Origin of the sequence: Effusibacillus dendaii, from assembly GCF_015097055.1 — a bacterium.
In the GTDB taxonomy this organism is placed as follows: Bacteria; Bacillota; Bacilli; order Tumebacillales; family Effusibacillaceae; genus Effusibacillus; species Effusibacillus dendaii.
This window is the reverse complement of sequence record NZ_AP023366.1, coordinates 1010437-1035630: the sequence shown is the minus strand read 5'-3', so window position 1 is coordinate 1035630 and position 25194 is coordinate 1010437. Positions and strand designations below refer to the sequence as shown.

The following is a 25194-nucleotide window of genomic DNA, read 5'->3' as shown; positions in this document are numbered from 1 at the left end:
ATTAATGAAAGAATTGAGGGGATGTCCATGCAGGAAGCGGTTCTGTTAATCGGGCACGGGAGCCGGGATCCGGAAGGAAACAGTCAGTTTGAACAGTTTGTCGAAAAGGTCCGGGAGCGCAACAGACAGACGAGAATCGAACTTTGCTTTCTCGAATTGGCGGACCCCTCCATTGGAGAAACAATTGATCGTTTGGCAGCCGAAGGGGTAACACACATTACCACCGTGCCTGTGATCCTTTTGGCGGCCGGCCATGTAAAGGTGGAAATCCCACATATTTTAGATCAGGCAAGGCTGCGTCATCCTCATCTGACAATTCAGTACGGACGTCATTTGGGGCTGCATGAGGAAGTTCTGACCATTCTGGAAGAACGACTGCAGGAGGCGGAGGTTTCACTGCAGACTTACAGTGAAGGCGATCTGCAGGAGGATGCCAAAGGTGCATCCTATGACCGCAGCAATGCGACAATTTTGCTTGTCGGCCGGGGGTCGAGTGATCAGGACGCGAACGGGGATTTATATAAACTGGCTCGGATTTTGTGGGAACGGACGGGAGTGGCTAATGTGGAAGTTTGTTTTATTGGCGTTACCTGGCCCGATTTTCCAACGGGTATAAAACGTGCAGTTCGAACGGGAACGTCCCATGTAATTGTACTCCCCTACTTCCTGTTTACAGGCATTCTGATGAAGCGGATGGAAGAAATGCTGGCCGAACTGGCAACTGAAGTTTCTCATGTGCAGTTCACGCTTGCTCAGTATTTCGGATACCACCCCAAACTGATCGACATTATCCACGATCGGGTACAGGAAGTAGCCACAGGCGAAGCACAAATGAATTGCGACCTGTGCAAATATCGGCTGGAAGCGGTACATCACCATCACGATCATGGAACTCATGATCCGCATCGTGACCACCACGAAGCAACGCATCACGTGCATCCGACGGGAAGGAGGTAATCGAAGTGGGGAAAATTTTCGTCGTTGGATTTGGTCCCGGCTCCTATGAGCAAATGACAGAGCGGGCCCGTTATGCCCTCGAACAAAGCGAAATGGTGATCGGCTACAAAACGTATGTCGATATTGTCAGCGGTCTGCTCAACAAGAAACAGATTGTTCGAACGGGCATGACAGAAGAGGTTTCAAGAGCGCAAGAAGCGGTCAAACAGGCAAAATCGGGCCGTATCGTCAGCGTCATCTCGTCTGGTGAATCGGGCATCTACGGCATGGCGGGGCTCGTATACGAAGTGTTAATAGAACAGGGATGGAAGCCGGGTGACAATCCACAGGTCGAAATTGTGCCGGGCGTACCTGCTCTCGCATCCTGCGCCTCGTTGTTGGGCGCTCCGCTGATGCACGATTTTGTCTCGATTTCCCTGTCCGATCTCTTGACTCCCTGGGAGGTCATCGCAAAACGGGTGGAAGCGGCCGGAATGGGGGATTTTGTGGTCGTTTTGTACAATCCGAAAAGCGGCCGCCGGACACGCCAAATCGTGGAGACACAGCGAATATTGCTGAAGTACCGTTCGCCGAAAACGCCGGTCGGACTGGTGAAAAGCGCCTACCGGGAAGCGCAAAATGTTGTGGTCACAACGTTGGAAGATATGTTGAATCATGAGATCGGCATGTTGACAACGGTCATTATAGGCAATTCATCGACGATCAATTACCATGATCTGATTGTCACGCCGCGCGGTTATCAGCGCAAGTATACATTGTCCCGTGAGGGAGGACGGCTGGAAGGGCAACCGCGTGGTCTTTTGCCAAGCCCGTGGTCGCTCGACGCTAACGATTCCCCTGCCGTATCTGTTGAAAAGGCTGACCTTGCCGGTTCGTCTGGTTCCTCTGTTGGCGTGGCCGATGCTTCCCGCCCATCTGGTTCTTCTTTTGGCGTGGCCGATGCTTCCCGCCCCTCGGTCTCTTCTGTTGCAACGGCGGAACGGCAACCGGAAACTGCTTACGCAACTCAAAATCCGACAATGCCGCTCCACCCGGACTATCTGCCGGTTTTGGAAATTGCGGTTTCACCGGGCGTCGCCAATAAGAACTTTACCCCCGCGCAGTTGATTGGCATGGCGGAGCTGGTTGGCGAAGAAGGGAGTATTACCTACACGACCCTCCACGAAATGGTGCTCAAAATTCCGGCTGCCAATCCGGACGAAATCAGCAAAAAACTGACCGACATGGGCTTGTTGATTTCACCTACCGGTTTGACTGCCAAAGTGGTGGCATGCGATTTTTGCGAAGGGGAGAAAACAGAAGCGATCCCTTTTGCGGAAGAACTGCACCGCTTGTTTCAAGGGATTGAAACGCCAAACGAATTGAAAATCGGCGTGAACGGTTGTGCGATGGCCTGCTACGGAGCAGTGATGGAAGATATTGGCGTGGTGTACAGACGTGGATTTTTCGAAATTTATCTTGGCGGCAAAAGAGGCGGCTGCGCCCCTCACCCTGGCCAGAAAGTGGCGGAAAAAGTTCCGCCTGAAGAAGTGGTTGGCATTGTGCAGCAAATTGTCGCGGAATACCTGGAAAATGCGCATCCGAAAGAGCGATTCCATAAATATATGAAGCGTCAGGGAGAAGTGTCCGGCTTCCGCTGGGACGGTTCGGTGCCAGTTCTCAATGTCGAACCGAACTGCGGGGATTGAACAGAGGAGAGTCGCGCTGCTGATGAGCAATTCAGCTGTCTGAAGCCGTAATATAAAAGGGGGGGAAGCGATATGCAAAAAGGAAAAGTCTATTTGACCGGTGCGGGGCCCGGTGATCCAAAACTCATCACGTTAAAAGGGCTGGAAAGTATTCAACAGGCCGATGTGTTGATTTATGACCGGCTTGTTTCCCGTGAACTGTTGAAGTACGCGCCAGAGCATGCCGAATTCGTGTTTGCCGGTAAATTCCCCAACCATCACACGTTACGGCAGGAGGAAATCAACAAGCTGCTGGTCGAAAAAGCGCTTGCGGGAAAAACGGTCACCCGGCTGAAAGGCGGAGATCCATTCGTGTTTGGCCGCGGCGGAGAAGAAGCGGCCGCTCTGGCAGAACATGGCATTGAATTTGAGGTAATTCCCGGAGTTACATCTGCTGTCGCCGTACCGGCCTATGCGGGGATTCCGCTTACCCACCGGGGAATCGCTTCCTCATTCTGCGTCTTAACGGGTTGCGAAAATCCTGAGAAGGAAAACTCAGCGATCGATTGGGCGCGATACGCGAACGATCAGGAGACGCTGGTGATCTTGATGGGAATTGGCAATCTATCTTTGATTGCCGAGAATCTTATCGCAAATGGCCGGTCATCCGCTACGCCCGTCGCTCTCATCCATTGGGGCACCTGCCAAAAACAAACCACGCTGGTGGGCACATTGGCAAATATTGCGGAGGAAGCCGCCCGCTCACATTTTCAGAATCCGGCGGTGATTGTAATCGGCGATGTGGTGCGGTTGCGGGAGCGGATCGCCTGGTTTGAAAAGCAATTGGTAATGGAAGTATAGACAGGCTTGGCGAAAGCCAAGTTTCTTTTATTTTTCTTTATTTCAGTCGGACAAAGAATCGGCTATACTGGAAACAACCCGGAAGAATGGTAGATTGTAAAGGACGAAAAACATGATTCTTTCCCCGCTTGATTTATTCTGTTTCACGCTTGCCGGCCTGCTGGTCGGTTCTTTTCTAAACGTGGTGGCCTGTCGGCTTCCCAAACGTCAATCACTTGTAACTCCTCGCTCTCATTGTCCTCATTGCCAAACGACTCTTCGCCCGTTCGATTTGATTCCCGTTTTCAGCTGGCTGCTTTTGCGCGGCAGATGCCGAACCTGCAGGGCGTCGATCAATTGGAAATACCCGGCGGTTGAACTGCTGACCGCTACTGTTTGGGCTGCCGTCGCGTGGCGGTACGGCATCTCTTGGGAAACAGGTTTTGGTCTTGCTTTTGCCAGTCTGTTAATCCCGCTGGCGCTGATTGACCAAAAGTCAATGATACTGCCAAATGAGTTGTCCTATACGCTGATTTTGCTAGCGGTCCTGTTCCGATCGCTGACAGACACAGAATCTTTTTCTTATTATGCAGCGGGAGGCCTTACGGGAGCAGGCGTGCTGTTCGCTTTACACAGAATCAGTCCTTATCTGTTTGGGATGCAGGGGATGGGGCTTGGCGACGTAAAACTGATGGCAGGAATCGGTATGGCGGTGGGTCTGCAGGAAACGTTTTTGTCGCTTTTCATCAGTTCATTTACGGGAGTCGTGCTCGGCGGTTTACGGATGGCAAGGGGAAAGCTGACGAAACGATCCTACTTTCCGTTTGGTCCCTGTTTGGCATTGGGCGGGATCCTTTCGTATCTGGCAGGGGATATTTTTTGGCGGCACTATCTGTCATTTTTCAGTCGATAGGAAATTATATATTTATCCTATCGGCATAAGCGCATCCATGCGTTAGACAATTTGGTTTCCGCCTGCGCCTTTGGGCTTGGAAAAACGCAAGTTTTGTTTATAGGATTGCTCGGCATACTCGTCCCCTTCTCCCGCATAGGTTAAAAAAGGCTTCTGCGCGGAACATTTTCAAGAAGAAGCGGCGTCTATTAGAGGAAACCATTTGACCGGGGGCGAGCGTGATGGACAAATTTTGGTTGGAGGTCGGTGAACTGGTCGTCGTTAATTTTGTATTGTCGGGGGACAATGCGCTGTTGATCGCCATGGCTACCGCCAATCTGCCGCCCTATCAAAGGCGGCTTGCGATGACGGTCGGTATCATAGGGGCTATGGTGCTTCGCATATTGCTAACTGCGGTCGCGGCTGAATTGATGTCCGTTCCGCTTGTCAAAACTGTTGGCGCACTGTTATTGATTCTGATTGCCGCCACGTTGACCGGAGGCGAAGAATCAGATAAACAAACGGCGTCTGGCACTACGTTTTGGTCGGGCGTAAGCATGGTTCTTTTGGCGGATGTCACAATGAGCCTTGACAACGTGGCTGCGTTAGCCGGTATGACCGATGGGAATTTTACGCTGCTTTTGACAGGGCTGGCGATTAGTATGGTGTTAATGCTTGTGGCAAGCGCGGGTATCAGCACCATATTGGAACAATTCCCGCAATTTATTTGGCTTGGCGCCGGTCTGTTGGCCTTAACGGCCGGTCAGATTTTGGCAAAAGACACCGCTTTGCTAAAATGGACCGGCGGCAGTTCCTACCCGATACTGATCGGCATCGGCCTGCTGATCTGTGCAATCGCTTGGCAAAAATGGAGAAAAGGGCAACCCGATATGTAGAAGCAAAGAAACAAAAACAGCTTAAAACATGAATAAAGTTTTAGACCTCCATGCCGCTAACGCGGCACCATCAGATGATGAAAATGGTACACATGCGATATCATTTACTTACGGCTGGCGAAGGGAGGTCGGCAGTCAATGGTGCTTCGAGCCCGAGTTTTAGACAGACCCCAACGACCAGGTGCACCACAGATTGTTGCTCCATTTTGGAAGCACGCAGGATAGAATAACCATTTGGTGGTTGTTGCACCAGCCCTTCAATCTTGCACGCCGTAAGGAGAATTCTACGAATGGACGTCGTTTATAGCCATGTGTGCGGACTTGACGTTCATAAAAAGAACATTGTGGCCTGCACCATCACACCCGAAGGGAAAGAAATCCAAACGTTTGGTACCATGACCGATGATTTAATCTTGCTCGTTGATTGGATCAAGGTCAAAGGGTGCACTCACGTCGCTATGGAAAGCACAGGACCGTTCTGGAAACCGATCTACAATTTGTTGGAGCTTGAGGATATTGAGGCGCTTGTTGTGAACGCTCAACACATCAAGAATGTTCCTGGTCGCAAGACCGACGTCAAAGATGCGGAATGGATTGCCGGATTACTCCGGCACGGCCTCCTAAAAGGCAGCTATATCCCAAACCGAGAGCAACGCGAACTCAGAGAATTGATCCGGTATCGCCGTAGCCTCATTGAAGAACGTGCTCGAGAGGTCAGCCGCATTCAAAAAGTATTGGAAGGTGCCAACATCAAGCTTGCCTCGGTTGCCAGCAACGTGCTTGGGAAGTCCGGACGCGCCATGATCGAAGCGATGATTGCCGGTGAAACGGATCCGGATACTTTGTCTGAACTGGCAAAGCGGAAGTTGAAAAGTAAGAAAGAGGATTTGAAACGAGCTTTGAACGGCTTAATGGGACCGCATCAGAAACTCATGCTGGGTGCCCAGCTCCGGCACATCGATTATTTGGACGAAGAGATTGGCAGGTTAGATGAAGAAATCAAGGAGCGCATGCTCCCTTTTGAGGAAGACCTGGCACTGCTGGACACGATCCCCGGCGTGGCGATACGGACAGCAGAGACAATATTGGCTGAAATTGGTACGAACATGGATCAGTATCCCTCTGCTGCTCACTTATGCTCTTGGGCAGGGCTGTGTCCGGGTCAGAACGAAAGCGCCGGCAAACGAATTTCAGGAAAAACGCGCAAAGGGAATAAGAAGCTTCGAAGTACGCTCGTCGAAGCCGCAAAGGCTGCGGCTAGAACGAAAGGAACATACTTATCCAGCCAATATCACCGAATTGCGACACGCCGGGGAGCTAATCGAGCGACGGTTGCTGTAGCTCACAGTATATTGTCTATGGCCTACTATATCCTTAAGCGGAAACAACCCTACATCGAACTTGGTCCGACCTATTATGAGGAACAAAAACGCGACGTGATCATTAAGCACTCTATAAAGAAACTCGAGTCATTAGGCATATCGGTTACGATTAATACAGCTGTCTCCTGATTGTTACTGTTTATTTCAAACAATAGGTTGTCATCTGCTCTGGCCATTTTTTGTCGGCTCAAGGGTCACTTTCTTATTGCCTTTTTAAGGTCTTACAATGAGCGATATTTTCAGGATAGACTGTTTTTCCGTTATCGAACGATTGATTCCTTAATCCAAAAAAGCAACTACTTGGTTTAATTGTTCCAAAAAGCTTGGATTAATTTTAAGTGTAGCGCAGTTGTGAAATTTCTTTAAAATTTACACGCCCACGTTCTCCGGAAACGATCATTGAAAAATAACCTTTGTCCGTTTTAAGAACCAATATGGGTGCTGTTTGGCCTATTTCAATTCCGAAATATTCGGCACCTTCCTGTGCTGTACGAATGGGGTTCTCATGAGATGATTTCAAATGGAATCTTTTTTTCCTGTAAACTGGCTTTTAACTGATCTACGATTGGATATCCCCTTTTTGGAGTTTTGTTTAAAACAAATTTCACAAGATGAATTTACCTATTAAAGTAATTGAGCCCCATGGCCTCCCGCACCTCGACCATAGTTTCGCGTGCCAACACACGAGCGCGGACAGTTCCGCTCATCAGGATGTCATCCACTTTTTTCGGTCTGACCTCATAGTAGGATCGGCGTTCCTGCATCAGCTCGAGGAGCTGTTGGATGGCTGCAGTGACAAGTTGCTTGCATCCGGCGCATCCGATTGTTCCCTTCTCGCAACCTTCGCGGATTTCCTCCGATCCTTCCGAACGAAACGTACGGTGGTAGGCGTAAATCGGGCAGATATTCGGATGCCCGGGATCATTCTTGTGAATACGAGCAGGGTCGGTAACCGCCAGACGTATTTTGAATGCAATGTCTTCGGGTGAGGAATCCAGTTCAATCGCGTTGCCCAAGCTCTTACTCATCGATTAAAGGTTGCGGTTCAACTAGTATAGGCTTATACAACTCGTTGTAACGCCGTACTATTTTGCGGGTAAGCTCCAAATGAGGAAGTTGATCGTCACCTGCAGGGACGATGCTTGCTTTACAAAAGGTAATATCAGCTGCCTGACTGACCGGATAACCGAGAAACCCATAATTCATCTCATCTAGTTTCTCCCAATCAAGTCGCCACCGCCAGCCATCCTCCATGGCCATCACCGCCTTTGTCAAATAAAAAAACTTCGCCTGAATAAGGACGAAGTTCTCGTGGTACCATCTTAATTGATCATGATCCTCGCATTGTAAAGCGAGGTTCAGATCCACTCCTGCCGGTACAGAGCTTTGACATCAACGGCTCGATACCGTTCCCTTGATAACGGCGGGAACCCCGGCTTTTCCTACTGCACCCAGGTGGTTCGGTAAAGCAACTCGAAAGGCTATTCAACCATCCGCCAGACACCGATTCGCAGCAACCATCGGCTCTCTGCAATCCGTACACGCATGTTTACTTACCCTTTTTCCTCGTTGTTATGATTTTCCTATATTGTACAATACACTGCATTTACCGGTCAATGCATGCGATTCCGCGATCCTTGCCCCTCGTTCAATCAATTCCGCGAAAAGCATTATAGTCAATCTGATATAAAGTGATATCATATTTATATCAAACGGAATGAGGTGTGACAGAATTGAAGGAGCGCGAGTCGTATGTGGTGAACGGTTTTATAGGTGTTTTGGTCTTGCGCGTCCATAACTTTAACTGCAAAATGTTAAAAGTAAACGATAACAGCGGAACCATTTACTAGGCGGGTCGTGCGGTTATGGTAGGCAAGAAACAATTTCCGCTGCGTCTCGATCCGAAACTGTACGAAGCTCTTGAAAAATGGGCCTCTGACGAACTGCGAAGCGTAAATTCCCACATCGAATTTCTGCTGCGGGAAGCGCTCAAACGGTCGGGCCGATTTAAAGGTGAAAAAACGGATGAATGAGAAACCAGACCTGAAAATTGCCGTGATAGGGGCCGGCGCCATCGGCAAACTGGTGGCCGCCCGTTTGGCGGCAGCCGGATTTTCCATACAGATGCTGGTCCGCCGACGGGAACAGGCGAATCTTTTAAATGAAAAAGGGGTCACGCTTCAACAAATGAACGGGCGGCGGATGACAGTCCCGGTTCAAGCGACAACCGAGGCAACTGATTTGGCTGCCGATCTGGTGATTCTGACAGTCAAAAGTTTCGATACGGCAGTTGGGGCCAGCCAGATTGCCGATATGGCGGGAATTCCCTATGTGCTTTCTCTGCAAAATGGATTGGGCAATGGGGAAGCGCTTGCTTCCGTTTTGGGTGCGGAACGTGTGCTGCTGGGGATTACCACCTATGGCGCGACTTCTCTTTCTGACGGGGAGGTGGCGGCCAGAGGGGAAGGCGAATTGGTGATTGGGGAGTATCAATCAAATTCGGCCATCAAGCAAACGATTTCCGATTTAACGCAAGCAGATTCCATTTTTTCACAAGCAGGTTGGAACGTCAGGCGGGCAGCCGACATGCGGAAGGAAATTTGGCTAAAAGCGCTCATCAATATAGGAATCAATCCGTTAACCGCCATCCACCGTACGGTAAACGGTGAGATTGCAGCACGTCCCGATTTGCGAAAAATGGCCCTCGCGGCCGTATGGGAAGCGGGCAGGATCGCGGTCGCCAATGGGATTCTTGCGATGGAAGACGTACAGGCGGCTGCCGACCGAATGTTGCAGGTCTGCCAGCAAACGGCTGCGAACCGCTCCTCTATGCTGCAGGACATTGAAAACGGCAGACCCACAGAAATCGATTCCTTGAATGGTCAAATTGTTCAAATGGGCAAGGAACTCCAGATCGAAACCCCTGTCAATCTTGTATTGACCCATTATATAAAAGAATTACAGAACCGGTGATCGCCAACGGGCGAGCCGGTTTTTTTTACTGCGGACGAATCTATTGAACCGGTTTGAAAATACTTTTTCTTTTTTGAAGGGGTACGAGAACGTCTAAAGGGATGAGACAGCGAGAGGAGGTGATCACTCCTGGAACCAAGGGATGAAGAAATACTGGCACGAGTGGTAAATGGGGATGCTGATGCTTATCGCATATTGGTGGAACGTCACCAATCATTGATATTCACGCTGTGCCTGAAGATGTGAGGCGATCGGGAAGAAGCGTTGGATGCGGCACAAGAGGCGTTTTTACAAGCGTATCAGTCATTGGGAAGATATCAGAGGGACGCGCAATTCCACTCCTGGCTTTACAAATTGCATGGAATAAATGTCTGGACATTCGGCGCAAAAAAAACGAGACGGCTATCGATTGCATCCATATCCCCTCTTCAGGAGGATCTCGACCCGATCAGAAGAACCGACGCCGGAAGAACACTTTGTTTTATCGGAAGAGAAACGGGAACTTCAGTCGCTGGTCGACTTCTTGCCTGATAAATATCGTGACGTGGTAGTGTTATACCATTACAAAAGATTAAGTTACCGGGAAATTTCAGAGATTTTGGGGATTGAAGTAAAATCTGTCGAAACCCGCATGAGCCGGGCGAAGAAAATGCTTAGAGACTTGATTCGAAAGGAGGACCCTGTGCATGACGAACTGGCACATCGAAGAGCGGTTGAGCGCGTATCTGGCAAATGAAGTAGAACCGGAAGAGAAGGATTTTATCGAATCTCATCTCGAAACATGTGCGAACTGTCGACAGGAATTGGAGTTTCTGCAAGAACTGCAGCTATCATCCAAATGTTTCTGCTATCGGTGAATGCCGTTTGTGCGGTTCGGACGTATGCAGCGAATGCATGACAATTGTTAAAGGCAATGTGATCTGTCCTGAGTGTCTGGGGCAGGTTAGCGCTAAAGCCGGGAATCGGGAAAAGGAGCGTGAGTCCCATCCGGCTGACAAAAAGACCGAATCAGCAGGAAGCCGCGCTGCTGTTCAAACGCCCGTCCACAGTTCCGTACACCAGCAGTCAAAAAGCAAGTTTCTCACGTTTGTGCTGTCATTTCTGCCCGGCTTGGGACATCTTTATTTGGGATTGACCCGGCAAGGAATCGAGCTGATGACCCTCTTTTTTGCATCAACCTGGATGGTTGCGATTCTGGGCCCATTCCCCTTCGGGTTTTTCATTCCGATTCTGTTTTTCTACGGAATCTTTGATGCTCTGCAAAAAAGAGATCGTTTAGCCCGGGGAGAAGATGTCGATATGGAGGCCACCTTTTTTCGGAATATCAATTGTCGTATCGGGCATCTATCACACGGTTAAATCCGTTGCCACTTCCTCCCACCGTCATCGACCGATCTGCTTCAAAAGAGTGCCCGGACGAGGTGAATGGCACTTGGCGCATGTTTGGATTCCCCACTTGGCCTCCACTTTCCCTCCACTATTATTCATTTGGCAAAATTAGGACTTATTGCCTATTGATCCTGTGGATAACCTGTTGACAAATAGGTCTAAACTCCTGAATTTTATCTTAACAGCAAGGTTTTTGAAAAATTTTTTTCTGTGGATAGCAGGAGTTTTTTCCTATGAAACGAAATCTATAAACAGTAAGTGGTGGGAAGTGGGGGAAAGTGGTAGACCCTCCCCTGAGGTGGTGATGTCGGGTGTTCATGGGCGAATATCAGCATAGCGTGGACGAGAAAGGGCGCTTGATCATCCCGGCAAAATTCAGGGAGGATCTAGGGGCTGGTTTTGTTGTTACCCGCGGCCTCGATCACTGCTTATTCGTATACCCCCGCAAAGAGTGGGAGACGCTAGAGGCGAAATTGAAAACCCTTCCATTAACAAGTTCAGATGCCCGCGCCTTTGTCCGTTTCTTCTTTTCCGGGGCAAGTGAATGCGACTTGGACAAGCAGGGGCGCATCTTGATCCCCGGCACACTTCGCGACTATGCAAAATTGGTTCGCGACTGCGTGGTTATCGGAGTTTCCAGCCGAGTCGAAATCTGGGCAAAAGAAACTTGGGAAGCATACAGCACAGATGCTGCTGATTCTTTTGCAGCAATCGCGGAAAAGCTGACCGACCTTAACTTCTAGGTCGCCGCGAACGGGGGATGGTCATGTCGGCGTTTCATCATATTTCTGTATTTGCGGAAGAAGCAGTCGAAGCACTGGATTTAAAACCAAATGGAATCTACGTCGATTGTACGCTCGGCGGCGCTGGACACAGCAAGCGGATCTTAGAGCGAACTTTGCCAAACGGGAAACTGCTGGCGATCGATCAGGACCTGCATGCGATCGAAAATGCGCGCCGTGTGCTGGCCGATTTTTCGGGCCGGTTTGAGTTGATCCACGCCAATTTTAAACGATTGAAGGAAGTTGTGGAACCGTTTGCTCCCGATGGAGTAGATGGAATCCTGTTTGATCTCGGAGTCAGTTCTCCCCAATTGGATGAAGCGGAGCGGGGATTCAGCTATATGCAGGACGCGCCGCTCGACATGCGGATGGATACGACGCAGCCGTTTACCGCTTACGATCTGGTAAACACCTGGAGCGAACAGGAGATGGCGGACGTCATTTATCGATATGGAGAAGAGCGGTGGGGCAAGCGGATTGCCGAATTTATCGCAAAAGCCCGTACAAACGGCCCGATTCAAACTACAGGTCAACTGGTCGATATTATAAAAGCAGCCATCCCTGCAGGGGCGCGGCGGGAAGGACCGCATCCGGCAAAACGTACGTTTCAGGCGTTTCGCATCGCGGTAAATGATGAATTGGGCGTATTTGAAACCGCTGTCCGGGATGCGGTTGATTGTTTAAAAAAAGGCGGCCGGGTGGCGGTCATCACCTTCCACTCGCTGGAAGACAGAATCGCCAAAAACGTTTTCCAGGAAGCAGCAAAAGGGTGCATTTGTCCGCCCGAACTGCCGGTGTGCGTTTGCCAAAACAAACCGAAGGTGAAAGTGATTACAAGAAAACCGATTTTGCCTTCAAGAACCGAATTGGAACAAAACCCGCGAGCGCGATCTGCTAAACTTCGCATCGCAGAACGGATATAAGTGATAACGGAGAGGGGAATTTTTGGATGCTTGCAGCTAGACCATTACACACCAAAGAAGCGCAGTGGGGGAATCAGCCAAGGGTCAATCGTGTGGAGGCTCCGAACGTTGAAGTTAAGAAACGGAGCAAAGAGCGATTAAAGTGGATCGCCACCATTCTGTTTTGCACGTCCGTTTTATGTGCGATGATTTGGCAGTTTTCGAAAATAGCAGAAGCGAACATTAACGTGGAACGAATGAAAATTCAACTGGAAGACCAGAACGAGAAGAACGCGAAACTGCAGGATCAAGTCTCACAGCTGTCTTCGCCTACCCGCATTATTTCGAAAGCGCGGGCGATGGGAATGGTTCCTACAAATACGGGTATTGTCGCAAACGCGAAGTAAGGAGTGATCGGAGATGATCGATCACCAGGCGAGTTCGCGTTCCAAATGGGTCCGACTGTTCATTTTGCTCGGATTGGTTTTGTTGATTGGGCGGCTGGCATATATTCAGATTTTCAAGAGCGCTGCTTGGGCGCAAGCGGCCGAGAGCATATGGAAAGAAAAAGATGTGGTGCCCGCTGTTCGCGGCACCATTTATGACCGAAACGGAAAAAAACTGGCTTACACGACTGTCGCCTATGATGTGCAAGCCGATCTCAGCATTATGGAGGCGGCAAGGAAAGAGGCGGCAGGTGGCAAAACGAAAGACGGCAAACCGGTCGATCCGGAACAGGGCGATCCTGCCGCTTACGCCAGGAAATTGGCCCCCCTCCTGCAAATGACCGAACAGCAGATTTACGAAAAGTTAAAACCGAAACCTAACGTCATTGGCATTCCGCTCAAGCAGGAAGTCGATTCCGAGACAGCCGACAAGATTGACAAGTTGAAACTTAAAGGGATTTTCATGACAAAGACGACCATGCGCCACTATCCGAACGGTGCGTTCGCCTCTCACTTGTTGGGGTTTGTGACACAGGACGGGAAGGGAGGCGCGGGGGTTGAACTGCAGTACAATGACGTACTGAAAGGTACGGATGGAGTCCGCAAGTATTTACGGGATCGAAACGGAAACCCGTTGCCCTATGAACAGGAACTCCTGACTCCCGCCGTCGACGGCAAAGACGTATATCTGACGATCGATCAGACGATTCAGCATTATGTGGAAGACGCTTTAGACCGTTTGGTCAATCAGTATAAACCGCTAAACGCTTCGATTGTGGCGGCAGACCCGAACACGGGGGAAATTCTGGGAATCGCAAACCGTCCGTCGTTCGATCCAAATAAATTTGCGGAAGCGGATCAACGGGTTCTTGACAATAATCGGGCGGTCGACGCCGCGTTTGAACCTGGTTCGACGTTCAAAATCGTAACGTTGACCGCCGCATTGAACGAACATGTGGTCAATTTAAATGACACGTTTCAATCCGGTAAAATTCAGGTGAAAGGTGCCACCCATCCGATTAGTGACTGGAACGGAGGCGTCGGTTGGGGAAGAATCACATTCCGGGAAGGAATGGACCATTCCAGTAACGTGGCCATGGTAACCTTGGCACAGCGATTAGGATGGGACAGACTCTATAAATATATTGATTTGTATGGTTTCAATCAAAAAACGGGAATCGATTTGCCGGGAGAAGGAAGTCCTATTTTATTTACAGATAAGGACAAGAATGATTTGAACCTGGCGGTAACGTCATTCGGCCAAGGGATTTCCGTAACGCCCATGCAGCAGGTAGCAGCCGTGACAGCAGTAGCAAACGGCGGCAGTGTGATGCGTCCGTTTGTAATGAAAGAAATCCGTGATCCAAAGACCGGGGCGACCATTCAGGAACAGAAACCGCATGTGATCAGCCATGTGGCGACTCCGGAAGTGATGGCGGAAATGCGCAGCGTCATGGAAGAAGTGGTCAGCAGCGACACCTCGAAAGCGGGCTATATTGAGGGGTACCGGATTGCCGGGAAGACAGGAACGGCCCAAATCGCGAAACCAACAGGCGGTTATGAAACGGATCGTTTCAATTGTTCGTTCATCGGATTTGCCCCGGTGGACAATCCGAAATTGTTGGTCTATGTGACGGTCGATTCTCCGAACAACGATTTGCAGTTTGGCAATGTGGTGGCTACGCCGTTTGCCCGCGATGTGTTTGCCAATGTATTGCCCTATCTGGGGGTACAACCGGAAGGCAAATCGAAACAGCCGGATGACAGTGCAGCGGCAAAACAGGTGGTTATGACAACCGTTCCCGATTGGCAAGGAATGACGGGAAATCAGGCCTTGCAGTCGGCCGGATCGGGCAAAATCCGTCTGCAGGTGATTGGCAGCGGCGAGAAAGTAACCGCTCAGTGGCCGAAAGCGGGCAGCAAGGTGCCGCAGGGAACATCAGCCATCGTAATGACAAGCGGTGCGCAGGACGCGCAGGGAAATGTGCAAGTTCCCGATTTGACCGGGAGGACATTACGGGAATCGGCAGAAATTTTGTCGATGCTGAATTTGAATTTGGAAACCAGCGGTTCCGGTTTTGTAATCAGTCAGGCGAATCCGCCCGGGACAAAAGTGCCAGCGGGCACTGTCATTAAAGTGCAGCTTGGTGTTAAATAGAGAATCGAATGGGGTCAGTCGGAATGTATCCGGCTGGCCTTTTCTTTTTCTCTGTCACTTCTGATTCTAGTCCAAGGCTGACAAGCGTATAGATGGGTATTGAATACACCTTGGGGAGGGGGACGGGCGATGCGGGCGGGTATCGGAACACTTCGCAAAAGACTGGTGATTGTACTGTTTGCGCTTGCTGCCGTTTTTTTAGCGCTGATCGGCCGTTTGGCTTATATTCAATTGATACAGGCTCCGTGGCTGACAGAAAAGGCGGAAGATCTCTGGCGACGAAACATTCCGGTAGAACCGAAACGAGGAGTCATTACCGACCGCACCGGGGAGGTGCTCGCTTATAACGGCAGCTCACCGACGGTTGTCGCAATTCCTTCGCAGATTAAAGACAAACAGGCTGCCGCCGAAAGTCTGGCTAAAACATTAGGGGTAAAATCGCAGGACATTCTTTCCAAAATCAGCAAACGTACGCTGCTTGTCTACGTGATGCCCGGCGGTCGCAAGATTGACGAAGAAAAAGCGAAGGCGGTTCGCAACTTAAAGCTGCCAGGTATTTATATTACGGAAGAAGGAAAACGGAACTATCCATTGGAAACATTGGCGGCGCATATACTAGGTTTCTCAGGTATCGACAACCAGGGATTAACCGGGTTGGAGGCCTGGTATGACAGCCGTTTGCGCGGCAAGGCGGGAAGCATCTCGTTTTTTGCAAATGCAAAGGGCGAGCGTATGCCAAACGAGAACGATACGTACACACCTCCTGTCAACGGACAGAATCTGAAATTGACCATTGATAAGGAAATTTCCACTTTTGTGCAGCGGGAAGTTCAGAATGTGGTCGCCAATTACAATCCGGATGGTGTCATGGTGATCGTTGCCGACCCGAAAACGGGCGAGATATTGGCAATGGAAAATTACCCGACATTCAATCCAAGCAAGTATAAAGAATATCCGCAGGAAGTATTCAACCGGAATTTGACTATCTGGAAGACGTTCGAGCCTGGTTCGACGTTCAAGATCGTGACGCTGGCGGCTGCGTTGGAAGAGAAGAAGGTAAATCTGAACGAGAAGTTTTTTGATCCGGGTTATTACGAAGTGGCAGGTCGGCGGATCCGTTGTTGGAAAGCGGGCGGCCACGGGTCGGAAACGATTCTGGAAGTGGTCGAAAACTCCTGCAACCCCGGTTTTATGATGATGGGACAGCGGCTTGGCAAAGAAAAGCTGTTTGAGTATATTCGTAAATTCGGGTTTGGGCAGAAAACGGGGATTGATATGCCAGGTGAAGGAAACGGGATTTTGTTCAAACTAAATCGGGTAGGTCCGCTAGAATTGGCGACAACTTCCTTCGGACAGGGCGTTTCCGTTACACCGATCCAACAGGTAATGGCTGTTTCCGCCATTGCGAACGGCGGGCTTCTGATGCAGCCGCACGTCGCGAAAGAATGGACCGATCCGGAAACCGGCAATGTGGTCGAAACGATTCAACCAAAAGTGCAAAGACGGGTGGTGTCGGAAGAAACGGCCAAAACGGTCCGCGAAACGCTGGAAAGCGTGGTGGCCCAAGGAACCGGTAAGAACGCATTCCGGGAAGGGTATCGGATTGGCGGGAAAACCGGTACGGCGCAGGTGGCATCGCCGGGCGGCGGATACAAATCGGGCCACTATATTGTTTCGTTTGTTGGAATGGCACCGGTGGACGATCCGCGCCTGGTCGCCTACATCGCTGTTGACAATCCGAAAGCGGGCGTCGTCTTCGGTGGAACGATCGCCGCTCCCGTGATCGGAAATATTTTAGCCGATTCGCTTCATTATCTGGGTGTTCCGGCAAGGAAAAACGGAATTCCTCGCGAATACAAATATGGAGATATAGTTCCGGTGGAAGTGCCGCAGGTGGCGGGACTGAGTTTGGAAGAGGGACAGCGAGCGATGATTCAAAATGCGGCCAATCTGCGGGTGGAGACGGTTGGCAGCGGCAAGTATATTGTGGCGCAGGCGCCGACAGCCGGTACGAAAGTGCCGCCCGGTTCAACGCTGCGAATCTATCTGAGCGACCAGCCTGTTCCTTGACAGTCCAGGTGTTCTCCCTTACATTTTCACTAGACAAACAAATGATTGCATTGACGAAGGATCGGATGCATCCGGTCCTTTGACCGTGATGTAAAAGGGGGTTGCCAGGAATGCAATTGCGGACATTGCTGGCCCCGATCCTGTTAAAACGGGTGATGGGGCCAGATGCGGTAGACATCGTGAAGATTACGGCCGACTCCCGACAAGTGACGACCGGGTCCCTTTTTATCGCATTGAAAGGGCATACGGTGGATGGTCATGATTTTGTTCGCAAGGCGGTTGAGCAGGGGGCAGTTGCCGTAGTTACGGAAACAGAATTTGCCAATTTGCCAGTTACGCAGGTGGTTGTAAAAAATACGCGGGATGTAATCCCGATCCTTTCTTCCGTGTTTTATCGGCATCCGTCCAAATCGATGAAAGTGATTGGAGTGACCGGTACAAATGGAAAAACGACCGTCACTCATCTGATCGATAAAATCCTGATGGATCAGGGTCATTTGACCGGCCTGATTGGAACGATCAAAAAACGGATCGGCAGAGAGGAGTTCGATGTGCAGAACACAACGCCGGAAGCGTTAGATTTGCAGGAAACATTTCACCGGATGCGGGAAATCGGCACCGTTTACACGGTGATGGAAGTTTCTTCACATGCCCTTGAGCTGAAGCGAGTGGCGGGCACCGAATTCCGAACGGCCGTTTTCACCAATCTTACGCAGGACCATCTCGATTTTCACGGTTCTATGGAGGAGTACCGCAATGCGAAAGGCAAATTTTTCGCGCGGTTAGGCAATACATACGGCGATACGCCGGATGAAAGCCGATTTGCGGTAATCAACGCGGATGATCCGTCCGCCCCGTTTTTTCTTCAGCAGACGACTGCTCAAACCATCACATACGGAATTGATCAGCCAGCCGATGTGCGCGCTACGCAGTTGCGGATCGAAGCGGGGGGCGCTTCCTTTCGTTTAGAAAGTTTTGCTGGCTCTGTTGATATTCGACTGCAAATGACCGGTAAATTTTCAGTTTATAATGCGTTGGCGGCTGCTGCTGCCGCTCTCTGCGAAGGAGTTCCGCTTGCCGCAATCCGTCTGTCGCTGGAATCGGTCAGCGGTGTCGACGGCAGGTTTGAGAGGGTGGATGTCGGCCAGAATTTTACGGTTCTGGTCGATTATGCGCATACGCCCGATTCACTTGAAAACGTGTTAAAGACGATCCGGGAATTCGCGAAAGGCAGCGTGTATACGGTTGTCGGCTGCGGTGGCGACCGGGACCGGACGAAGCGGCCTTTAATGGCCCGTATTGCGGTTGAGTACAGCGATGTTGCCGTTTTGACTTCGGATAACCCGCGCACGGAAGATCCGGAGCTGATTCTGGATGATATGGAAGCGGGCCTCGCGAGTGTCACGTCCCGGCGGTATGTCCGTCTGACCGATCGAACGGACGCGATCCGTTGGGCGATTGCGAGAGCGAAGGCACATGACATTGTGCTGATTGCCGGCAAAGGACATGAAACGTATCAAATTATCGGCAGTACAAAATACCATTATGATGATCGGGAAGTTGCCGCAAAAGCAATCAGGGGTGAATTATGATTGAAGTTACGGTTGAACAGTTGGTAAGCATGGCGGAAGGGAATTTGTTGCAAGGAAGCCCTTCCGTGCAGATTAACGGTGTGGCGACAGACTCGCGGGCCGAATTGGCCGGGCGGTTGTTTGTTCCTTTAATCGGCGAACGATTTGACGCTCATGAGTTTCTTGCCGATGTGGTGTCCAAAGGGGCGGCGGCTGCCCTCTGGCAAAAAGATCGCCCATTGCCGGAAGGGCTGGATCCCGATTTTGCGGTTATCGGTGTGGACGATACGATTGTGGCCCTGCAAAAAACGGCGGCTGCCTACCGGCGCTCCCTGTCTCTCACAGTAGTGGGCGTGACGGGAAGCAACGGCAAAACATCGACAAAAGACATTCTGGCATCCGTTTTATCGCAGCAGTTTCAGGTGCAGAAAACGCAAGGAAACCTGAACAATCATATCGGCCTCCCTTTGATGGTGCTTTCCCTGCGACCGGAAACGGATGTTGCGATCCTTGAAATGGGAATGAGCGGGCCGGGTGAAATCGCTTTGCTGGCCCGCATTGCGGCACCTCAAATCGGGATCATCACATATATCGGCGAAGCGCATATTGAATTTTTCGGGGACCGAAGCGGGATTGCGGCTGCCAAATTTGAACTGGTGGAGGCGCTGCCGCCCGACGGTCTGGCTGTGCTGTTTGGAGACGAGCCGTTGCTTCGCGGACTGGCGGCGAAAAGTCCCTGTCCGATCCGTTGGTTTGGCTTTCAAGAGGGGAATGATGTGCAGGTCACCCATCTGCAGGCGTTGGGACTGAAAGGTTCCCGTTTTCAAGTAAATGGCGATGCGGAGTCCTATCATCTCCCAGTTCCCGGTGCTCACCAGGTCGGCAATGCGTTAGCGGCTGTTGCGGTGGCGAAGTATTTGGGCATGCTGCCTGAATCAATCGAAAGAGGGCTGCAAAATGCGGCTTTGTCGTCCATGCGGTTAGAGGTGAAACCACTTCCCGGCGGCGGATTTGTCGTAAATGATGCGTACAATGCGAGTCCCACGTCGATGCGGGCCGCCCTGAGAATGATTGCCGATACACCGGAAGGGGACTTTAAAGCGGCTGTGTTGGGAGATATGTTGGAGTTGGGCGAACACGCGGTCGATATGCATTATCAGCTTGGGCAAACGGCAGCTGAACAAAAAATTGATTTGCTGGTGGCCATTGGGCAGCATGCAGGGCATATAGCGGCTGGAGCCAAGCAGGGGGGGCTTGCAGCGAATCAAATTTTTGTCGCCGAAACAAAACAGGACGCGGTTGCGTATGTAAAACGGGTAATCAGTCAAAAACAGAATCCCGTTGTGTTGGTAAAAGCCTCGCGGGGAATGAAGCTGGAAGAAGTCGTAACAGGGTTGTTGGCGTAAGGAGGACCAAAAATGGGAATGCAAACATTGTTTTTGACGGCGGGGATTTCGTTTTTGATCGCTGTGGTGATTGGGCCTCTGCTGATTCCGCTGTTGCGAAGATTAAAGTTTGGACAATCGATTCGATCGGAAGGACCGCAATCCCATCAAAAGAAATCGGGAACACCCACGATGGGCGGGTTGATTTTTCTGATCGCGCTGACGATTACGGCCCTTCAGTTTTCGAAGGGAAGCAGCGAATTATGGCTGATGCTGCTGGCCACTCTCGGTTTTGGATTGGTCGGATTTGTCGATGATTATATTAAAGTAGTGATGAAACGCAATCTGGGTCTCCGCGCGCGTCAGAAGTTGATAGGGCAGTTTTTGCTTTCGGTCATTTTTTATCTGGTCCTATACATGCATGGATTCGATTTCTCCATTTCGATACCGTTTACCGATTTGAAGTGGAATTTGGGTATTTTTTATGCGCTGTTTTTATTCCTGGTCATGGTGGGCGCTTCCAACGCAGTGAATTTGACAGACGGATTGGATGGATTGGCAGCCGGCACATCGACGATTGCGTATGCGACATATGCGTTGATTGCGATTCTTTGGACCAGCCAGTATGATACAGCCATCTTCTCCAGTGCGATGGTCGGGGGGTTGCTTGGATTTCTGGTATTTAATGCACACCCGGCAAAAGTATTCATGGGGGATACCGGGTCATTGGCTTTGGGCGGCGGTCTGGCGGCGGCAGCGATTTTAACAAAAACGGAGTTTTTGCTTGTGGTGATCGGATTCGTTTTTGTGGCGGAAACCCTTTCTGTGCTGATTCAGGTTTTTTCGTTTCAGACGTTTGGCAAGCGAGTGTTTAAAATGAGCCCGCTGCATCACCATTTTGAACTGTCCGGGTGGTCCGAGTGGCGGGTGGTGCTGACTTTTTGGGCGGCAGGTCTGGCTAGTTCGGCCGTTGCGTTGTCCACATTTGTGAAATAACGCCAGAAAAACCTGGTTCTTTATTTCGGCGGGAGAGATTTAGGAGGTTCTCAAATGGTTTACCACGGAAAAAATGTGCTTGTACTAGGCCTCGCCCGCAGCGGCGCGGCCGTTGCTCGCTTATTGCAGAAACAGGGTGCCCATGTGACTGTCAATGATCAAAAAGAAAGGGAAGCGTTCGGTGATGTGCCGGATCAACTTGAAAAGCTGAGCATCCAGCTGGTGTTTGGCGGTCACCCGGCAGGAATCGTTTCCGAACGGCTGGATCTGCTTGTCAAGAACCCGGGAATTCCCTATTCCGCCGCACCCGTTCAAAAAGCGATGGAACTTGGCATTCCGGTTGTGACAGAGATTGAAATTGCTTACCAGTTTGCGAAAGCCCCGATTATCGGGATTACCGGTTCCAACGGCAAAACGACGACAACCAGTCTGACAGGCGAAATTCTTCAGGCAGCCGGCCTGCGCCCGGTTGTGGCAGGCAATATTGGAACCGCACTATCTGAAATTGTGGAAACGGTCGAGGCAGATCAATGGCTGGTCGCTGAACTGTCTTCGTTTCAGTTGCAGGGCACCATCCAGTTCAGACCGTGGATTGGGGCTTTGTTGAACATTTACAATGCGCATCTCGATTACCATGGCACGATGGAATCCTATATCGCGGCGAAAAGCCGTCTGTTTCGCAATCAGACAAGTGATGACGTGGCCGTTTTGAATGCGGATCAGCCAGCGGTTATGCGGTTGGCCGATTCGATTAACGGACGGATTTTTCCGTTCAGCCTCTCCAAGAGTCTGGAAGAGGGCGTTTTTGTCAAAGATGAGACTATTATCGTTCGTTCAAACGGTCAGGATGTCCACGTATGCAGGCTGGATGAAATTCCGTTAAAGGGTGTTCATAATCTTGAAAATGTGCTGGCAGCCACGGCGATCACTTTTTCTGCCGGTGCGTCGCCTGCGTCGATCCGGGAAGGGATTCGGCGCTTTAAAGGAGTCGAACACCGCCTTGAATTTGTAGCAGATGTGAAGGGAGTCAGCTACTACAACGATTCGAAAGCAACCAACGCGGAAGCGGCTACCCGCGCGATCACCTCTTTTCAAAATCCGGTTGTGCTGATTGCCGGGGGGCTTGATCGCGGAACCGATTTTGCCGAATTGACGCCGATTTTTCAGAAGCATCTAAAAGCGATTGTCACACTGGGGCAGTCGGCTGACAAGCTGTCTGCCGTAGCGGAGAAAGCGGGCGTCACAGAACGGCGGCAGGCCGGGTCGATTGAAGAAGCGGTAAAAATGGCGGCAAGTCTGGCTCAACCTGGCGATTCGGTGCTTCTCTCGCCTGCATGCGCAAGTTGGGATATGTACAGTTCGTTCGAAGAAAGGGGACGTATTTTTAAAAAAGCTGTGCATACAATGTAGCGATTGGACGAGACCGAGTATCGAGGGGGATCTCAGTTGGAGCACGATCGCAGGAATCCGGATTTGCTTATTATTGTCACAGTCCTTTTGCTGTTGGGGGTTGGCGTTGTCATCGTCTACAGCGCGAGTGCGATTCTTTCGCAGCAGCGGTATGAGGACAGCTTTTATTTCGCAAAGCGGCAATTGCTTTGGGCGGTGGCTGGCGTTTGCATGATGTTTTTCATGATGAACTTCGACTACCTGAAACTAAAACGGTGGGCGAAGCCGATTATGTTGATCTGTTTTCTTTTGCTGGTTGTAGTTTTGACGCCGCTTGGGGTGCAACGAAATGGTTCACAGGCGTGGCTCGGGATCGGCTCTTTCGGAATTCAGCCGTCAGAGGCAGCCAAACTGGGTTTGATTATATTCTTCGCCTGGTACCTGGAAAAGCATCAGAACCGGATTCATGAATTCAAAAGAGGGCTGTTGCCGCCGCTGGCGCTTCTGGTATTGGCGATCGGATTGATTATGCTGGAGCCAGACCTTGGGCAGAGCACCGTCTTGGCGGGCACGATTCTGATTCTGATATTTTCAGCCGGCGCGCGTCTCCAGCATTTATTCGGACTGGCCTCGCTGGCGATTCCCGCGTTTGCCGCGTTGGTGCTGGTGGCGCCTTACCGGTTGCAGCGAATTTTCGCTTTTTTGGATCCCTGGAAATACGAACTGGATGCCGGGTATCAGATTATCCAATCGCTTTATGCCTTGGGGCCGGGTGGTCTGATGGGGCTCGGGCTGGGACGGTCACGCCAGAAATTTCTGTATCTGCCGGAACCGCAAACCGATTTTATATTCTGCATTCTGGCGGAGGAGTTGGGATTTATTGGCGGGGCAACCGTCTTGCTCCTGTTCCTGCTGCTGCTCTGGCGGGGCGTGCGTGTGGCGATCACCGCCAAGGATACGTTTGGAAGCCTTTTGGCAATTGGCATCACAGCAATGATTGCGGTGCAGGTGATTATTAACATCGGTGTAGTCACCGGATCGATGCCGGTTACTGGCATCACGCTGCCGTTTATCAGTTATGGGGGGTCTTCCCTTCTTTTGATGCTGACAGGAATCGGAATTTTATTGAACATCTCCCGCTACTCAAGATAAAATATAAACGGACGACAGAAGCGGGGAGGTTGCAGGTCGCGTGAAAATTGTCGTGACAGGAGGCGGCACCGGAGGACATATTTATCCGGCGCTGGCGATAGCCAAGTTTTTTGCGGAAAAGGAACAAGCGGACATCCTCTACATAGGCACCGAGCGGGGATTGGAATGTGATATTGTCCCCCGCTCGGGTTTTGCTTTTCGAACCATAGTAGTCAGCGGGCTGAAACGCAAACTTTCGTTTGATACGGTAAAAACGTTTGCCCGGTTAACAAAGGGGTTGCTGCAATCACGAAAAATATTAAAAGAATTTCAGCCCGACATTGTGATCGGATGCGGCGGATATGTGGTGGCTCCCGTTGTCAGCATGGCCAAAATGCTGCGGATACCGACTTATATTCATGAGATGGATGTAATGCCGGGACTCACCAACCGTTCGCTGTCCCGGATTGCGGATCGGATCGGCGTTTCGTTTGAAGGCGCCGTTCCCTATTTTCGTCATTGCCAGGGTAAAGTTGTCGTGAGCGGAAACCCGCGTGCGACAGAGGTGGCTCAAGTTACGAAAGAGGAAACAATGGCGGCCAAGCAGGAATTGGGACTTCATCCAACGAAAAAAACGGTCGTAATCGTTTCCGGTTCACGCGGCGCAAAACCGATCAATGATGCGGTGATCGATATGATTGACCGAGTTGCCGCCCAAACCGATTTTCAACTGGTTTATATAACCGGGCAAATTCATTTCGACGAAATTTCCAAGCGGCTCGCGGAAAAAGGCGTAGGTCCTGAAAAGGGGATCGTCGTCCAGCCATTTGTATACAATATGCCGCCGTTGTTGGCCGGGGCTGATATTCTGGTATCGCGTGCCGGTGCTACCACAATTGCGGAGGCGACGGCGCTTGGCATCCCCGGCATCTATATTCCCTCTCCTTATGTGACCAACAATCATCAGGAACATAACGCCAAATGGCTGGCGGATGCGGGGGCGGGAATCATGATTCAGGAACGGAATTTGTCTTCCGAATCCCTGTTTGATGCTATCATTTCCTTGATTCAATCTCCTGATAAACTGCAATCAATGAAAGAGAAAAGCCGTTCGCTCGGCGTTCCAAACGCATTGGAGAACATTCACCAAACGATCCTGCAGCTGGCCGGACGTTGAAGCACAGGGATGTGCTAACGCAGGCGTTGCGCGTATCGCCGACCGACAGGATGTCGCGTCTGTAGCCTGCGAAACCTTACAACTTCGAAGGCCTGCTTCACTTTTGGGGGATTAGGTCTGGGCGGTTGTCACAAATTATATTGCCACGCATAGTATAGGGTACGTAGTCGCTGAAACTACGACGGGATTGA

The 25194-nt window shown here is 50.8% G+C and carries 25 protein-coding genes, 1 pseudogene and 1 other annotated feature; of the genes and pseudogenes, 23 read left to right on the top strand and 3 right to left on the bottom strand.

Annotated elements, in window-relative coordinates:
* The first annotated feature begins 27 nt into the window (after positions 1–27).
* The 6 genes from skT53_RS05400 to skT53_RS05375 all read left to right on the top strand — a co-directional run bounded on the left by skT53_RS05400 (position 28) and on the right by skT53_RS05375 (position 6763).
* Positions 28–957 carry a sirohydrochlorin chelatase gene (locus skT53_RS05400; protein WP_264176002.1) on the top strand — a complete coding sequence of 310 codons (930 nt, stop codon included), beginning with the start codon at positions 28–30 and terminating at the stop codon, positions 955–957.
* A gap of 53 nt (positions 958–1010) precedes the next feature.
* On the top strand, positions 1011–2645 hold the full coding sequence (gene cobJ, locus skT53_RS05395; protein ID WP_404828955.1) for a precorrin-3B C(17)-methyltransferase: 1635 nt from the start codon (positions 1011–1013) through the stop codon (positions 2643–2645).
* 72 nt (positions 2646–2717) lie between these two features.
* Positions 2718–3485, top strand: coding sequence for a uroporphyrinogen-III C-methyltransferase (cobA, locus tag skT53_RS05390; RefSeq protein WP_200760132.1), 768 nt, complete (start codon positions 2718–2720; stop codon positions 3483–3485).
* Positions 3486–3597: 112 nt separating this feature from the next.
* Positions 3598–4377: a prepilin peptidase gene (locus skT53_RS05385; RefSeq protein ID WP_200760131.1), complete on the top strand. Its 780-nt coding sequence runs from the start codon at positions 3598–3600 to the stop codon at positions 4375–4377.
* 221 nt (positions 4378–4598) lie between these two features.
* A complete protein-coding gene (locus skT53_RS05380; protein WP_200760130.1) occupies positions 4599–5252 on the top strand; it encodes a YjbE family putative metal transport protein in 654 nt (217 codons plus the stop codon).
* A 290-nt stretch (positions 5253–5542) separates the two neighbouring features.
* Positions 5543–6763: an IS110 family RNA-guided transposase gene (locus skT53_RS05375; RefSeq protein ID WP_200760129.1), complete on the top strand. Its 1221-nt coding sequence runs from the start codon at positions 5543–5545 to the stop codon at positions 6761–6763.
* Between the two features lie 205 nt (positions 6764–6968).
* Here skT53_RS05375 and skT53_RS18425 read toward each other — a convergent pair whose 3' ends face one another.
* From skT53_RS18425 to skT53_RS18820, 3 genes are all read right to left on the bottom strand, one after another.
* Complete coding sequence (locus tag skT53_RS18425; protein ID WP_226375346.1) at positions 6969–7154, bottom strand: YbaK/EbsC family protein; 186 nt, start codon at positions 7152–7154, stop codon at positions 6969–6971.
* Positions 7155–7251: 97 nt separating this feature from the next.
* On the bottom strand, positions 7252–7650 hold the full coding sequence (locus skT53_RS18825; RefSeq protein WP_264176001.1) for a nucleotidyl transferase family protein: 399 nt from the start codon (positions 7648–7650) through the stop codon (positions 7252–7254).
* Between the two features lie 4 nt (positions 7651–7654).
* Positions 7655–7840: a hypothetical protein gene (locus tag skT53_RS18820; protein ID WP_264176000.1), complete on the bottom strand. Its 186-nt coding sequence runs from the start codon at positions 7838–7840 to the stop codon at positions 7655–7657.
* A gap of 87 nt (positions 7841–7927) precedes the next feature.
* Positions 7928–8210, bottom strand: a binding site (T-box leader).
* A gap of 289 nt (positions 8211–8499) precedes the next feature.
* Here skT53_RS18820 and skT53_RS05365 point away from each other — a divergent pair.
* From skT53_RS05365 to murG, 17 genes and pseudogenes are all read left to right on the top strand, one after another.
* Positions 8500–8667, top strand: a complete 168-nt coding sequence (locus skT53_RS05365) for a type II toxin-antitoxin system antitoxin (RefSeq protein ID WP_200760128.1) — start codon at positions 8500–8502, stop codon at positions 8665–8667.
* Positions 8660–9607, top strand: a complete 948-nt coding sequence (locus skT53_RS05360; protein ID WP_200760127.1) for a ketopantoate reductase family protein — start codon at positions 8660–8662, stop codon at positions 9605–9607. The genes skT53_RS05365 and skT53_RS05360 overlap by 8 nt, the downstream gene beginning before the upstream one ends.
* Before the next feature lie 258 nt (positions 9608–9865).
* Positions 9866–10138 (top strand): annotated as a pseudogene (locus skT53_RS19120) (hypothetical protein); the annotation flags it as partial.
* Entirely contained in the window at positions 10044–10343 is a 300-nt protein-coding gene (locus skT53_RS19115; RefSeq protein ID WP_226375419.1) for an RNA polymerase sigma factor, read from the top strand. The pseudogene skT53_RS19120 and the gene skT53_RS19115, both read left to right, overlap by 95 nt.
* Positions 10294–10464: an anti-sigma factor family protein gene (locus skT53_RS05350; RefSeq protein ID WP_200760125.1), complete on the top strand. Its 171-nt coding sequence runs from the start codon at positions 10294–10296 to the stop codon at positions 10462–10464. The genes skT53_RS19115 and skT53_RS05350 overlap by 50 nt, the downstream gene beginning before the upstream one ends.
* A 37-nt stretch (positions 10465–10501) precedes the next feature.
* A complete protein-coding gene (locus skT53_RS05345; protein WP_200760124.1) occupies positions 10502–10966 on the top strand; it encodes a hypothetical protein in 465 nt (154 codons plus the stop codon).
* Positions 10967–11307: 341 nt separating this feature from the next.
* Complete coding sequence (gene mraZ, locus skT53_RS05340) at positions 11308–11739, top strand: division/cell wall cluster transcriptional repressor MraZ (RefSeq protein ID WP_200760123.1); 432 nt, start codon at positions 11308–11310, stop codon at positions 11737–11739.
* A gap of 17 nt (positions 11740–11756) precedes the next feature.
* Complete coding sequence (gene rsmH / locus skT53_RS05335) at positions 11757–12701, top strand: 16S rRNA (cytosine(1402)-N(4))-methyltransferase RsmH (RefSeq protein WP_200760122.1); 945 nt, start codon at positions 11757–11759, stop codon at positions 12699–12701.
* 26 nt (positions 12702–12727) lie between these two features.
* Entirely contained in the window at positions 12728–13087 is a 360-nt protein-coding gene (locus skT53_RS05330) for a hypothetical protein (protein ID WP_200760121.1), read from the top strand.
* Between the two features lie 13 nt (positions 13088–13100).
* Positions 13101–15284 carry a PASTA domain-containing penicillin-binding protein gene (locus skT53_RS05325; RefSeq protein ID WP_200760120.1) on the top strand — a complete coding sequence of 728 codons (2184 nt, stop codon included), beginning with the start codon at positions 13101–13103 and terminating at the stop codon, positions 15282–15284.
* Positions 15285–15413: 129 nt separating this feature from the next.
* Complete coding sequence (locus skT53_RS05320; RefSeq protein ID WP_200760119.1) at positions 15414–17354, top strand: stage V sporulation protein D; 1941 nt, start codon at positions 15414–15416, stop codon at positions 17352–17354.
* 110 nt (positions 17355–17464) lie between these two features.
* Complete coding sequence (locus tag skT53_RS05315) at positions 17465–18946, top strand: UDP-N-acetylmuramoyl-L-alanyl-D-glutamate--2,6-diaminopimelate ligase (protein ID WP_200760118.1); 1482 nt, start codon at positions 17465–17467, stop codon at positions 18944–18946.
* On the top strand, positions 18943–20331 hold the full coding sequence (locus tag skT53_RS05310) for a UDP-N-acetylmuramoyl-tripeptide--D-alanyl-D-alanine ligase (protein WP_200760117.1): 1389 nt from the start codon (positions 18943–18945) through the stop codon (positions 20329–20331). Before skT53_RS05315 ends, skT53_RS05310 begins: the two co-directional genes overlap by 4 nt.
* Before the next feature lie 12 nt (positions 20332–20343).
* Positions 20344–21306: a phospho-N-acetylmuramoyl-pentapeptide-transferase gene (gene mraY / locus skT53_RS05305; RefSeq protein WP_200760116.1), complete on the top strand. Its 963-nt coding sequence runs from the start codon at positions 20344–20346 to the stop codon at positions 21304–21306.
* A 54-nt stretch (positions 21307–21360) separates the two neighbouring features.
* Positions 21361–22716, top strand: a complete 1356-nt coding sequence (murD, locus tag skT53_RS05300) for a UDP-N-acetylmuramoyl-L-alanine--D-glutamate ligase (RefSeq protein ID WP_200760115.1) — start codon at positions 21361–21363, stop codon at positions 22714–22716.
* A 36-nt stretch (positions 22717–22752) separates the two neighbouring features.
* Complete coding sequence (gene spoVE, locus skT53_RS05295) at positions 22753–23847, top strand: stage V sporulation protein E (protein ID WP_200760114.1); 1095 nt, start codon at positions 22753–22755, stop codon at positions 23845–23847.
* Between the two features lie 40 nt (positions 23848–23887).
* A complete protein-coding gene (murG, locus tag skT53_RS05290; RefSeq protein ID WP_200760113.1) occupies positions 23888–25003 on the top strand; it encodes an undecaprenyldiphospho-muramoylpentapeptide beta-N-acetylglucosaminyltransferase in 1116 nt (371 codons plus the stop codon).
* Positions 25004–25194 lie beyond the last annotated feature (191 nt).